Origin of the sequence: Streptomyces sp. NPDC093984, from assembly GCF_044764595.1 — a bacterium.
In the GTDB taxonomy this organism is placed as follows: domain Bacteria; phylum Actinomycetota; class Actinomycetes; order Streptomycetales; family Streptomycetaceae; genus Streptomyces; species Streptomyces cynarae.
Genome location: NZ_JBIWIM010000019.1, coordinates 59,871 through 72,583, shown reverse-complemented (window position 1 = coordinate 72,583; position 12,713 = coordinate 59,871). Strand labels below are relative to the sequence as shown.

Below are 12,713 nucleotides of genomic sequence, written 5' to 3'. Positions count from 1 at the left end.
CTCCAATACCGGCCCGACACCCTCGACGGCTTCATAGCGGGCACCGGCCTGACCCTCGACGATCCAACGTCACCTTGACGAGCCGAAGTCAGTAACCGTGTGGCCGGTGGTCTCGTCGGTTGCTCTGGGGTGTCTGGCGGCCTTTCCCAGGGTCGGTCGGCAAGCCCCACCATGCGCCCCGGTATGCGGAGCCCGTCAGCAATGCGGCAGATCACGTCGAAGCTGGTGACTTGCTGCTGACCGCTGATGATTGTGGAGACCTTGCCGGGCGTGAGCTGGCAGGCCGCTGCAATACGGTTCTGCGACAGGCCGCCCCATTTTTTGATCAGTGAAAATGCCGCGGCGAAGTCGTGCTCTGCCAGGGCTTGCTTCAGGTCGTCTCTGTCGAGGACTTCGGGTGCGAGCGGGCCGGGGGTGGTGGCGTCCATGGGGGCCAACTTCCGGAGTGATCGTATGCGCTTTGTTGAGCCGTACCGAACCGGTAGCCAGTGTATTACCGCCTCGGTAACCCCCGTCGGTCATCCCGCGGACTAAAGACAACTAGGACCCTCGATACATCAACGCATGAAACCCCGGCGACCGCCTCGCGACAGCTCCGGGGCCATGGCCGATGCTTTGAGGGAGCGACGACATGACGAACACTACGGCCGCGACGCGATCCCGGGTTACGAATCCGCCTTGGTCGATGACCACAGCAGGGGCGGCGGTGAGCACCTCTCACGCTGCAGCGGCGGGAACACCACCTTCGGGGCAGTGGGCCTCTGTGCTCTTGCCCCCGGTGGCGGCACTGCCTCAGCGCAGCAACCGCAAGCCCGACGACCCCGAGACCATCAGGGCCTGGCTCGCCAGCGCTCACCCGTCGCCCAGCCAGTCCCGTCGTGAGTGGACGACCCAGCACATCGCGCTGTTGCCTCTGGGCCGGCGCTTTGGGGCCGTCCGTATCCCCGGCGTCCTGGTGCATGCCGCCGCCGGCAGCGACAGCCCGCACACTGTCGCAGCCACCATCGCGCGGGAACTGCGGGGCCCCGTCATCCATGACCGGCTGACGGTCGGACCCACGTATTACGCGCTCGTGCCCTGGTGGCCTCACATCCACTGGGAAGGCGCCAACGACACTCCCTACCTCGGCCCGGGCGTCTTCCTCGGGGTGCCCGACATCGGTCGCACCGAGCCGCCCGGTAGTTACTGGGTGACCCAGCCGCGGCACCGGTTCCATCTGTGCCGGCGCGAGGACGTGTTCGACTTCATCGTGCGGGCCCGCTGTGAGCTTCGGAAGATTCGGGAAGCGGCCCCAGACAGTGAGGTGGAGAGCGTGAGATGAGGTGCGCACGCTGCGACGAGCTCATCCGGGAGGGCGAGCAGTACACGACGTACGACAACCCGGGCGCCTCGTTCGCGGGCAGCACCGTCTACCGGCACGCCACACCATGCCCGCGGGTACAGACCCAGACGGCCCCGAAACCCACCCGCCAGCCCTCCCTCCGGCACCGCTGACAGCGGGACGGAACCCCTCGCCCCGGATTGCAGGGGCCCATGGCGGCCGCTTCGGGTCAGGGCCGCACAAGACCCACGTCTCACCGCTCGCCGCCCCTACTGGACTGGTCAGCGCCGGTTCGCTGGCGGATTCCTCCCAGGCAGCCCGATTCCCGGCTCGACGCCGTGATGGAAGGTCGGTCTGGGGCCCGCGGCAGGGGTGGCACCGGCATCGCGTGCCTGATCAGCGGTGCCCGGTGGGGCATTACTCAAAGGACGTTTCGTTGCTCAACCAACCGCAGGCTCCCGCAGTTGAGCTTTCCGGTGTCCGCCGCCTGCTCCTGGCGGAGACGGACACGCCCCGGCTGACCGATGAGCAGACGGCGACGATGCAGCGCAGGTGGGAAGCCGCCGTCGCGGCCAACCCGTCACTCTTCGACGGGCCCACCGTGGTGTGCGCGGGACTGGAGTGGAAAGACTCGGAGACTCTGCTCCTGACCTGGTACCGGGCAACCTACCGTCTGTACGTCCTGCGGCTGGACCCTGTCCACGCGGTGTCGGCCCCGTCGGTGTTCGTGTCCGTTGCGCAGCCCACGGATGACGGTCGGCTTCTGGTGGGGCGTATGGCGTCGTCCACTGCGGCTCCCGGGCGCTGGCAGCTGCCCGGCGGGACGATCGAGCCCCCTGAAACGCGCGCCGCCCTGGACGTGGAGTGCCTGCGCCGGCACGCCGCGCTTGAGCTCGCCGAGGAGGTCGGTCGCGAAGTCACCCCCGGGGACCTGGAGCTGTGGACGGTGACCCGCGGTGACTGGGGCAACGTGGGCGTGCACTTCCGCGCTCCCACCTGCCCGGCCGACGTGCTCGCCGAGCAGTACACGCGGCTTGTCTCCGCTGAGAGCGCCCAGGGCCGCACCCCGGAGCTGGACCGCATCGCGTTCATCGCGTCGGACGTCGACGTGGCGGGCCTCGGCGGCCGCTGCGCCGACTTCCTTCCGGTGCTCGCCGCGCGACATGCCGCGAGCGGCACGACCGACCAGCCCCACATGGGGAGGTAGCCGATGGCCAGTCCCGCAAACGCCGCTAACCATACGGCTGGACAAAAGATCATGGACCTCGGTTCTGTTTCGCTCCCGTCCGGTGCCTTCACCATCGGCAAGACGTTCACCTTCGAGGCCGGCCACCGTCTCCTCGGGCTGCCGCCCGAGCACAAGTGCTCCCGCCAGCACGGGCACAGCTACGAGGTCGAGGTCATCCTCACCGCTCACTCGCTGGAGGAGCCCGGCTTCGTCACGGACTTCGGCATGCTGGCCCCGTTCAAGAAGTTCCTGGACACCGAACTGGACCACTACAACCTGCACGAGGTCCTCTCCTTCGAGCCGACCTCGGAGCGCCTGGCCCAGTTTCTGGCTGGCTGGTTCGGCCAGAACCTGCAGCCGACGATCCCCGGCCGCCTGGTCGCCGTCCTCGTCCGAGAGACCGGGAGCAGCTGGGCTCGCTTCGATGTGGAGGGACAGTGACCACGCCCGAGCCGATCGCCGTCGGAACGACGAGGGGCGACGACGAGTTCTGGCTGATCGTCGCGGAGTGCTTCGGTGCCGAGGTGCCGACCTTCCAGGGCGAGGGCCCGAGCTGCGGGCACCCTGCCCTGTTCATGCGCCTGTCCCGGTGCAACCTGACCTGCGCGAAGTGCGACACCAAGTACACCTGGGACTGGTCCCGGTTCGACCAGCGCAAGGAGTCGACGAAGCGATCCGTGGCGGACTTGGTGGCCTGGGCTGCGTCTTCACCGGTCGAGCTGGTCGTGATTACCGGCGGTGAACCGCTGATCCAGCAGGCGCGCCTGGTGCCTCTCGTCCGGGGGCTGCTGGCAGCTGGCAAGCGGGTCGAGTTCGAGACGAACGGCACCATCGCGCCCGCCCCCGAGCTGGTGGTCGACGGGGTCCGGTTCAATGTCTCGCCCAAGCTGGCCAGTTTCGGCGTGAAGGAGTCAAGGAGCCTCGTGCCCGCTGCGCTGGAGGCGTTCGCGGCCTCCGAGCGGGCGGCGTTCAAGTTCGTCGCTTCCACGGTGGGCGACCTCGACCGGATCGCCGAGCTTGCCGATACCCACCGGCTCGACCCGGTGTGGGTGATGCCGGAGGGCACCACGGCTAAGGCGATCATCGCGACCACGCGGGTCCTGGCGGACGCGGTCGCGGCCCGGCACTGGCACTTCACCACCCGGCTTCACGTGTTGGCCTTCGCCGACGCCCGAGGCCGCTGACCGCACGCACCACCACGCCCATCCGTTCCCCAGTCCCCGGAAGCGAGAGAAGCCCATGACGACCTCTGTCGCGAGCCCTGCGGCGGCCGTGACCGCTGCCGTCCCCGAGCCCGCCGCGGCTATCGACACCGGCCGGGTCGCCGACCTGATCACGCAGCTCTTGGTCGAGCTCGGCGAGGACCCGGCCCGCGAAGGGCTGATCGGCACCCCAGGCCGCGTCGCGGCCTGGTGGAGCGCCTTCCTGTCCTCGGACGGCACCGCAACGGCCACCTGCTTCACCGAATCCCAGCTGAGCGGTCAGCTGGTAATCGTGGGCGGCATGAGCGTGTGGTCACTCTGCGAGCACCACATGCTGCCCATGAATTTGCGGGTCACGGCCGGATACGTGCCGGACGGCGAGGTCGTGGGCCTGTCGAAGTTCGGGCGGATCGCCCAGCACTTCGCTGGACAGCTCCAAGTCCAGGAACGCTTCACCCGCCAGGTCGCCGAGTACCTCACCGGCGTGATCGGCGAGGACGTCGCTGTCGTCGTGCGCGGCGTGCACCTGTGCATGAGCATGCGTGGCGTACGGATGGAGGAGGCCCGCACCACCACGGTGCACACTGGCGGGCGCTTCGGCACCGACCCCATTCTTTCCCAGCAGTTCCTCACGGTCACCGCCGGGCTGTGGGGGGCGCCGTGACGGCCACCACGGGCATCGACTTCTCCGTCATCGCTCCGCCTGCCTACCTGGAGGATTTCGTCGCCCAGGAGCCGGCCCGCGTGCACCACGTGGCCGCCCAGCGTGTGCTGTCCGACGAGATCTACCGGGTCTTCTTCGCTCGCGAGGCCGAGCGCGGCGCCGAGATCATCGTCGACAACGGACTGTTCGACCTCGGCTACGCCCTGCCGGCGGAAAGCCTCATCGAAGCAGCTCGCGCAGTGTCCGCGAGGGAGATCATCCTGCCGGACGTCATGCGGGACGGGGCAGCGACCTTGAAGGCGAGCGAGCAGGGCGCGCGCGAAATCCGGGAGCTGTCCGGCGACGCATTCCGGCTGTGCGCGGTCCTGCACGCGGCGGACGACGAGGAGTGGCTGCGCACCTACGACGCCTTCGTGACCAGCGACTGGGCCGGGGCCATCGCCTTGCCGGCCTCGCGTCGGCCGGATCCCGACGGGCAGCTGTGCCGCACCCGCTGGTTGGCGACCGCCTACCTGAAGGACCGCGGTTTGGTCGACGATCTGATCGTCTACCGGCTGCTCGGCCTGGGTCGGACCGGACACCTGGAGCTGATCGAGCAACGCGAGCACGAGTGGATCTCCTCCGTGGACGGCGCGGCCCCAGTCATTCTCGGCGCGATGGGCATCGCCCTGCTGCCCGAAGGGCCGTACGAGAAGCCCTCCACGCCACGGATCGAGAATCTCGGTCCGATCTGCGAGGACCGGTTCGACCTGATCCGGTACAACATCGCCGTCGTCCGCGCGGCGGCCGGCAGCACCGTGACGATCGCCGAGGAGCGCCGATGACCCCCTTGCTGGCCGCCCCCGCCCCCGGGCTGGTGCACGCCGCCCCAATCGATCCCAGCGGGCACACCATGAGCCGGGAAAGGTTACTGCGTTACCTGGAGATCAAGGTCCACCACCTCATCCAGGATCACGACTGGGACAGCATCCGCGTCATCGGCAGCTACGACCGCACCACGGTGGTCTCCCGGTTGGAGAAGAGCGGGAAGCTGTTCAACATCGAGCGGCCCACCGCTGAGGTTCACGGCCATGACCTGGTCGTCAAGGCGTTCCCCGGCGCCGACTACGTCCAGCACTACGCGCTGATCATCGCCTCGTACCTGGCCATGACCGGCCGCCCGGCCGACACGGTCACGTACCAGCCGCCCGGGCAGGAGGAGTGCCGAACGGCGCTCGACGCGCTCAGCCTGGAGCTGGACGGTGACCTGGTGATCGTCGGGTGGGGCCTGCAGTACCTCGCTCCTAAGCACGGGGTGTGGAACCGCGGGCCCGGTTACGCGTGGCAGCGGGCCGAGGTCGCCGGCCGCCATGTGGTCTACCTCGGGTTCCTCCACAGCATCTGGGGGGACGTCGCTGGACGGGTCGTCGCGCGCCTGGCCGAACTCGGCGCCGGCGATGTCGTCTACGTCGGCAAGGTCGGCTCGCTGACCCCCGGCATCGAACCGAACACCTGGCTGGCGACCGGCAGCACAAGCCTGGTCCGTGGGGCGCTGGTGAGCTGGGACGACTTCTTCGGCGACTTCGCCGCCGCCCAGGGCGGGGTGCAGCGCGGCCTGCACGTCTCTTCCCCGTCGATCCTGCTGGAGAACCGCGACTGGCTGGCCCAGCACACGGCGTCGTACGCCTTCGTCGACCCGGAGATCGGACCCATGGGGGCGGCGGCGCGTCAGGCGGGGATCGGATTCGGCTACCTCCACGTCATTTCCAACAACCTCGCCACGCACTACCCCGCCGACCTGTCCAATGAGCGTCACAGCGACGTCCTGCATCGGCGTGCGGTCCTGGTCGACCGGATCCGCACCATCATCACCGGCCGCCTGACCGCCAGCCACACCCACACCTTGGGAGGAACCCGATGACGGCGAACGCGCCGACCAGCCCCGCGCCCGGGCGGCTGATCACCTTCGTTGGCGGAGATGGGGCCGGCAAGTCCACCCTCGCCGCCCGCCTGCACCAGTCCCTGAACGAGGCCGGCCACGAGGCGATCCTCGTCGGCAAGCACAGCACCGACGTCCCCCGGGACCCGGAGCTGTCCTCCTACCTCGACCGTCTCAACGAGCTGGTCTACCGGCGCGACGCCCGCGTCGCCCAAGCGTGCGGCGACCACTACTGGCTGCTGGCCCTGGCGTCCTGGTACACCCTGCAGGACCGGCTCGTGATCCGACCCGCGCTCACCGCGGGCACCCACGTGGTCCTCGACAACGCACACCACAAGATCCTCGCTCGCTACGCGGTCAACCCCGAGGTCCCCACCCGCCTCGCCGCACAGGTCTTCGCCCACCTGACCGAACCGGACCTGGTGTTCTTCCTGAATATCGGCGCCCGCGAAGCCCTCGGCCGCAAGGGCTCGTTCACCTCCCTGGAGACCGGCCACTCCGGCGGCGGCGACGAGGACTTCATCCGCTATCAGGACACCGTCCTCGACCAGATGCGCGAACAGGCGGCGCACGGCGCCTGGCTGTCGCTCAACGCCGCCGACATGGACCGCGACCAGGTGTTCAAGGCTGCCTCCGCCGCGCTCGCCGACCGGCTGCACCTGACCATCTGACCCACCCCACCGTCCCGATCGACAAGGAACACCATGGACCAGGCCCAGCTGCCCGCCAGCGGAACGTACGTCTGCCACGGCATCACCTGGGCGAGCGGAGACCCCCGCCTCCTGCTCGCCCCGCTGCCCGGCGGACCGCTCGTCTACGCCGCGATCATGGGCCAGCGCCTCGGCTACCAGGTGCACGGTACCGGCCGGTGGTGCACCGGCCGGTACCGGTTCGTCGACCGCGTCCGCGTCGAGGCCGTCGCCTGTCCCGACCGGGCCGCGGCCGAGGCCGGCGGCCAGTGCGCCGCCTGCGCCGGCCGGGACGAGTTCCGCTTCGCCCACCAGTTCCACTCCGGCGGCCACGTACCCGACGCCCTGGCGGCGTACATGGCCCAGCCGCACTGGCTATACCTTGCGACCTTCGCCGACGGCACCACGAAGGTCGGCACGGCGGCCGACCCCCGCAAGCGCTCCCGCCTCGACGAGCAGGGTGCCCTGGTCGCCACCTACCTCGCCGAGAGCCCTGACGGCCGCACAGTACGGCTCATGGAGGACGCCCTCACCCGCCGCCTCGGCCTGACGCAGACCGTGCGAGCCTCGGCCAAGCTGACAGCCCTGGCCGAACTGCGCGACCTCGCCCCTGTCCGCACCGCCCACCAGCAGCACCTCGACCGCGCCGCCGAGGCCCTGGCCGACCTGAACATCCCAGCGGTGCTGGAGCCGTGGATGCCACCCGACGAAGGCGACCTGCTCAGCGTCCCGAGCACTGAGCGCGCCCTGTACCCACACGACCCGCGTGAGGGCGAGCACGGGCTGACGGTGCTCTCCTGCATCGGCTCCCAGGTCCTCGTCTCCCTCGACGGTGAACTGCCCTACCTGCTCGATCTCGGTGCTCTCAAGGGCCGCCGCATCACCCTCGGCGCGCAGTTCTCCTCACCGCCAGCCGCCGTGCAGTCCGCGCTCTTTTGATCCTGCTCGAACGCCCGGCCCGGGCTGCCGGGCTCCCTTCCGCGAAGCGAGGCCACCGCATCATGGCACCCCAGGACGCCATCCTCGGCTGGGACGAGGACACCAACGCCGAGGCGTACGAAGCCTTCACCCGCGCCCACCCCATGTACGACACCACCAGCCGTGACCTCGCCCGCCGAGCCCACCTGGCCGACGCCAGCCTGGTGATCGACCTGTGCGGCGGTGCTGGCGCGACCGCGCGCGCGATCCTCGACGTAATTCCCGCCCGAGCCAGGGTCGTCTCCGTGGACAATGCCGCCGCGATGCAGCGCGTCGGCCACCGCACCCTGACGGACCATCGCCTGAGCTGGATCACCGCACCGGCCGAGCAGCTCGCCGATCACCTTCCCGCGGGCACCGCCGACGCCGTGGTGTGCAACTCGGCGATCTGGAAGACCGACACCGCAGCGGTGTTCGCGGCCGTCGCCCACATCCTGCGCCCGGGCGGGCGGTTCGTCTTCAACATCGGCGGCGGCTTCGTCGGCGTGCGGCACCCCGACGAACAGTCTGGCCGCACGGGGCCGTCGCTGAACGCTCTCATCCGGCAAATCGCCGTCCGTGACTACGGATACACACCACAGCCCACGGCCTCGGACGCGCCGCCGAAGCTGCCGCTGGAAACGGTCACCGAGCAGCTGGGCAAGGCCGGACTGGCCGTCGTCGACACCGAGGTCACCGCCCAGCACAGCACCATGGCGGAGAAGAAGGCATGGCTGTCCATCCCCGTCTTCGCGCGGCCCGAAGGCGACTTCACCCACGCCCAGCGGATGCGGATCCTCGACGCCGCCTACGCACTGACCACCCCGGACGCCCCGTCGGTGACGAGCTGGCTCGTCGTCGTCGCTCAGCGGCCGGAGACCACCACATGACGACGGCCGCCCCCACACCCGGTAGCCAGGAGAGCTTCTGCGACCACACCAGCGTCGGGGTACTGATCTCTTCCCCGAGCGGGCTCCTGGTGTTCGACCGGGTGACTCCTCCGGTCGGTCTCGCTCCGGTCGCCGGCCATGTCGACCAGCACGGCGGCCCGGAGCAGGCCGCCCGAGATGAGGTCACCGAAGAGGTGGGTCTCACCGTCACCCACCTTCACCTGCTGCTGGATCAGTGGCGACCCAACCACTGCCGCCGCACGCCTACCGGTCCGGTCGGCCACCACTGGTGGATCTTCCAAGCGGAGGTCTCCGGATCACTGCGCCCCTCTCCCCGGGAAGTCCGCGACCCCCGATGGGTTCATCCCGACCAGATCCAGGAGCACGCTGTGCGGACCGCCTCGTACGCCGATGGACACCTGAGCCGGGAGGAGTTCGAGCGGGAGCCCGGCCTGGAACCGGTGTGGTGCCGTTTCCTGCACGACCTTGAGGTGATCACCCTCTCCTCGGTAGCCCTCGCCCGGATCGACGCGGTCCAGTGAACGGCGACCGGGGGCATCAGTCAGCGGGACCCGACCGCCCGGCCGGCCGCGAGACGCCCGGCGTACGCACGGATCCGCTCGCGGTCCTCGGGGAAGACGCTGTCCCAGTCGGCGTCCAGGCGGAACCATGCCGCCGGCTGGTCCTGCTCCCCGCCGAGTGGCACGTCGCGTCCCACGATCGCGGCGTAGGACAGGCCCAGCGTCGGGGACCAGTCGGCCCGGTAGGAGCGCACCGCTACGGCCGCGGGCTCGGGCAGCAACTCGGTGCGCAGACCGGTCTCCTCCAGCAGCTCTCGTGCCGCCGCTGCGCGCGGTCCCTCGCCCGGCTCCACCTTGCCGCCCGGCGGCACCCATCCGCGCACGCGGTGCTTGACCAGCAGGACGTACTCGAAGGCGGGGTCGGTGACCCACACCTCGGCCGCCAGCGGCTCCATCGGGTGCTGGCGGGCTTCCTCCAGCCAGCCCCGGGCGCCGTCGAACTCCCACGTGGCAAGGCGCGCATCAGTAACAGCCTCATCCAAGATCATCTGCCTGACATCACCATGACTCACCCGCACCACCCTAGGCCGACGCAGTGGCCGGACGTTGCAGGAACGAGCGGGCAACCCTCTAGCCGTGTCCGGCCGACTCGCCCGGCCCCCGGTGCGGCTGGGCGAGCACCCCGTGGTGCCCGCTTCACACGAAGGAGTTCAGCATGCACGATGAGCAAACCTCAGACCGAAGAGCCTGGGTCGTCCTGGGGGGCATCCACCTGCTCAACCGCACCGCGCCACGGCGGCCCGACGAGCCGATCGTGCTCGTCCGTGTGCCGCCGCAGGAGGTGTGCCGACCGGCCACCACCGTGGTCGTGCGCTGGAACGCGCTCGGTCTCTGCCAAGCCGAAGCGCTGCGCCCAGGCGGCGCCCGGTTCGGGTCGGCCTGGATCGACGGCGGCGGGCTGTTCCCCGATGCCATCGCCGGCCCCACCCTGCGCGCCCTGGTCGGAGCCGACGCCGCACCAAGCCTGGTACCGCTGTGCTACCTGACCGAACACCCCGGCGGCGGCTACCACGCATACGCGCAGATCCGCTTCCACCCTGAGGACGCCTGCTTCGTCCGCACCACCCGCGAACCGGTCGGCCACGGCCCGGCCGAGGAACTGGGCTGGCTCGAACCGATGTTGTCCGCTCACGCCGAGTCGAGCACGGCGCTCAACAACCACCTCCGGTACTTTCGCAAGCACTTCTCCGGCACCGAGCTGGAGTTCAAGTACACCCTTCATCCGGCGCCGGACATCTGGGCCGCGTCCATGGAACTACTCAAAGCCCTGCGCGACGGCGAACTGGAGGGCTGCCGCCCGGAGTACCGGGAAGAGTTCCAGATCCACCACACCGAGAACCATCTCTTCGACGTCACCGGCCCCGAGCCCGAGATCGGCTACGCCTCCTTCATCCCCACCGTCACCGCCGGGCACGTGCTCAAACGGAAGTGGTTCACCGAAGACACCTTCGCCCGCCGCGAAGAACTCACTCCCGGCCTCGACGTCACCCCCGACCGCTTCGAGGCATACCTGAGCGAAAACCTGGGCCTCCAGGTCCGGGCCATGCCGCCCTACCAAAGCGTCCGATACGACATCCAGTGCGAGTCGATGCGCACCGGCCACGTCTACGGCATCTTCCTCGACCGCTGCTCGCTCCTGGCAGCAACCGAAGTGGTGCTCTCCCAATGCGAGCTGGAGTACCTCCGCTCGCGCAGCGTCCTCGGCCATGACCAGGACGAGGTCCTGCACGAAATGGAACGCATCAACGACTGGCTCCGCAGCCACCTCTCCTCCCGCGGATGGGCGGCCGAACACACCTACTACTCGAAGCGCAGCTTCCTACGCCACGCCATCGACCTCCGCCCGGAGCTGGCTCCCGCAATGACCATGGCCACGCCTGGCAGTCCCGCACAGGAGGCACCAGAACCCACATCGTTGATCGAACACAGCGTCACAGCTACGGGTTCGCCGGACACACCCGAGTAAGATCTCGACGTCCTGAAGGAGATCGCCCGAATCCTGCGACCCGGCGCCCAGTTCGTGAGGCAGCCGCGGCGGACGTGTCTTCTCGGAGCACAGCGTCCGCTCTCATCGCTGGTGCGGCCGGCTTGCCGGGTCCCACCCACTCGTCGGATCGATCCTCGGCGATTCGGCCAACCAGGCATCGTGGCGCCTTGGACGGTCTGGGAGATGACGATGGCGTTGTCGTTGGCGGCGGTGATGGTGTCGAGGCGGCCGTAAGGGTCGTACATCTGTGCTCCCCGCGCCCGCGGGAATGGTCCCAGGGCAGGGTTCGCCGCCAGATCGACCGTGATGTGCTCCCCGCGCCCGCGGGGATGGTCCCGCCGGCAGCGAGACTTCACGCGTCCCGCTGTTGTGCTCCCTGCGCCCGCGAGGATGGCCCCATGGCGAACTCCCACCCCGTCATCGGACCCAGGTGCTCCCCGCGCCCGCGGGGGTGGTCCCAGGAAGGACGGGCTGGTGCCCGTGATGGTCCAGTGCTCCCCGCGCCCGCGGGGATGGTCCCGAGAGGAGCCGGCCGTGTCCGACCTGGAAGCGGTGCTCTCCGTGCCCGCGGGGATGGTCCCTACCCCCATGGGTGCCGAGATAGAAGAGCACGTGCTCCCCGCGCCCGCGGGGATGGTCCCAGGCGAAGGTGCAGGGGAAGACCAGGGGCGGGCGGCGACCAAGTGCGGTTCGGCCGCAAGCAGGTCCAGCAAGGTCTCGCGTTCGTCGGCCTTGGCCCCGGTCAGAGCGAAGACGACGGGCAGACCCTGGAGAGTGCATATCAGGTGCAGGCGCAAGCCCCAGAAGAATCGGCTGTGGCTGGCGCAGTAGCCGTACTGGGCCCATACGGCCAGGTCGGAACGTTTCACGGTCTCCCGTGAGCGGCCGCATTCCACGGGCGTGGAGTCCACGATCCACACGCCGTCGCTCCACACCGAGGTGCTGGTGGCCAGGATCCGTGTGACCCGGCCCAGCAGCTCGACGGCTTTGCGCAGCCGCTTGCTGTAGCCGGGTTGCTGCGGCAGCTACGGGAAGAGGTGCTGCAAGTGGGCCCGAGCATGCCGCAGCCACCTGGCCCCGGAGGTGAAGCCGAGCATGGCCTGCATCATCGCGAGGGTGACCAGCTCGGCGTCCGTGAGCTGCGGCGCGATCCCCACAGTCGGCCGCCATGGAGCCAAGTCCGGCCGCCCCTTTAGCAGATCGTCGGTCGTCGCATAGAGTGCTGTCGCGAGGGTGTCCAGGTTGTTCGTCACACAACGATCTTGGAGGCCCTCGT

15 protein-coding genes and 1 pseudogene are annotated in these 12,713 nt (G+C 69.3%); 13 read left to right on the top strand and 3 right to left on the bottom strand.

Annotated features, from left to right (window positions below):
- Positions 1–428 (bottom strand): helix-turn-helix domain-containing protein (locus ACIRC0_RS36165; RefSeq protein WP_403625280.1); only part of this gene is annotated, 428 nt, incomplete at its 3' end.
- Positions 429–778: 350 nt separating this feature from the next.
- Here ACIRC0_RS36165 and ACIRC0_RS36160 point away from each other — a divergent pair.
- From ACIRC0_RS36160 to ACIRC0_RS36105, 12 genes are all read left to right on the top strand, one after another.
- A complete protein-coding gene (locus tag ACIRC0_RS36160; RefSeq protein ID WP_403625277.1) occupies positions 779–1,321 on the top strand; it encodes a hypothetical protein in 543 nt (180 codons plus the stop codon).
- Complete coding sequence (locus ACIRC0_RS36155; protein WP_403625275.1) at positions 1,318–1,494, top strand: hypothetical protein; 177 nt, start codon at positions 1,318–1,320, stop codon at positions 1,492–1,494. The genes ACIRC0_RS36160 and ACIRC0_RS36155 overlap by 4 nt, the downstream gene beginning before the upstream one ends.
- Positions 1,495–1,757: 263 nt before the next feature.
- Complete coding sequence (locus ACIRC0_RS36150; protein ID WP_403625272.1) at positions 1,758–2,528, top strand: NUDIX domain-containing protein; 771 nt, start codon at positions 1,758–1,760, stop codon at positions 2,526–2,528.
- A gap of 51 nt (positions 2,529–2,579) precedes the next feature.
- The gene (locus ACIRC0_RS36145; protein WP_403625269.1) at positions 2,580–2,990 is read left to right on the top strand and encodes a 6-pyruvoyl trahydropterin synthase family protein; all 411 of its coding nucleotides are present in this window, start codon (positions 2,580–2,582) and stop codon (positions 2,988–2,990) included.
- Positions 2,987–3,733 carry a 7-carboxy-7-deazaguanine synthase QueE gene (locus ACIRC0_RS36140; RefSeq protein ID WP_403625266.1) on the top strand — a complete coding sequence of 249 codons (747 nt, stop codon included), beginning with the start codon at positions 2,987–2,989 and terminating at the stop codon, positions 3,731–3,733. Before ACIRC0_RS36145 ends, ACIRC0_RS36140 begins: the two co-directional genes overlap by 4 nt.
- A gap of 55 nt (positions 3,734–3,788) precedes the next feature.
- A complete protein-coding gene (gene folE / locus ACIRC0_RS36135) occupies positions 3,789–4,415 on the top strand; it encodes a GTP cyclohydrolase I (RefSeq protein WP_403625263.1) in 627 nt (208 codons plus the stop codon).
- Positions 4,412–5,239 (top strand): hypothetical protein, encoded by an 828-nt coding sequence (locus tag ACIRC0_RS36130; protein WP_403625260.1) that lies wholly within the window; start codon positions 4,412–4,414, stop codon positions 5,237–5,239. Before folE ends, ACIRC0_RS36130 begins: the two co-directional genes overlap by 4 nt.
- A complete protein-coding gene (locus ACIRC0_RS36125) occupies positions 5,236–6,315 on the top strand; it encodes a hypothetical protein (RefSeq protein ID WP_403625257.1) in 1,080 nt (359 codons plus the stop codon). Before ACIRC0_RS36130 ends, ACIRC0_RS36125 begins: the two co-directional genes overlap by 4 nt.
- Positions 6,312–7,004 (top strand): dTMP kinase, encoded by a 693-nt coding sequence (locus ACIRC0_RS36120; protein ID WP_403625254.1) that lies wholly within the window; start codon positions 6,312–6,314, stop codon positions 7,002–7,004. The genes ACIRC0_RS36125 and ACIRC0_RS36120 overlap by 4 nt, the downstream gene beginning before the upstream one ends.
- Positions 7,005–7,037: 33 nt before the next feature.
- On the top strand, positions 7,038–7,961 hold the full coding sequence (locus tag ACIRC0_RS36115; RefSeq protein WP_403625251.1) for a DUF2797 domain-containing protein: 924 nt from the start codon (positions 7,038–7,040) through the stop codon (positions 7,959–7,961).
- Between the two features lie 62 nt (positions 7,962–8,023).
- The gene (locus tag ACIRC0_RS36110; protein ID WP_403625248.1) at positions 8,024–8,869 is read left to right on the top strand and encodes a class I SAM-dependent methyltransferase; all 846 of its coding nucleotides are present in this window, start codon (positions 8,024–8,026) and stop codon (positions 8,867–8,869) included.
- Positions 8,866–9,411, top strand: a complete 546-nt coding sequence (locus ACIRC0_RS36105; protein ID WP_403625245.1) for an NUDIX hydrolase — start codon at positions 8,866–8,868, stop codon at positions 9,409–9,411. The genes ACIRC0_RS36110 and ACIRC0_RS36105 overlap by 4 nt, the downstream gene beginning before the upstream one ends.
- Before the next feature lie 20 nt (positions 9,412–9,431).
- Here ACIRC0_RS36105 and ACIRC0_RS36100 read toward each other — a convergent pair whose 3' ends face one another.
- Positions 9,432–9,938 (bottom strand): NUDIX hydrolase, encoded by a 507-nt coding sequence (locus ACIRC0_RS36100; protein ID WP_403625242.1) that lies wholly within the window; start codon positions 9,936–9,938, stop codon positions 9,432–9,434.
- Between the two features lie 167 nt (positions 9,939–10,105).
- Here ACIRC0_RS36100 and ACIRC0_RS36095 point away from each other — a divergent pair, with 167 nt between their 5' ends.
- Positions 10,106–11,416 (top strand): hypothetical protein, encoded by a 1,311-nt coding sequence (locus ACIRC0_RS36095; RefSeq protein WP_403625239.1) that lies wholly within the window; start codon positions 10,106–10,108, stop codon positions 11,414–11,416.
- A 686-nt stretch (positions 11,417–12,102) separates the two neighbouring features.
- Here the strand turns inward: ACIRC0_RS36095 and ACIRC0_RS36090 are convergent.
- Positions 12,103–12,690: pseudogene (locus ACIRC0_RS36090) on the bottom strand (transposase); the annotation flags it as partial.
- Between the last annotated feature and the right edge of the window lie 23 nt (positions 12,691–12,713).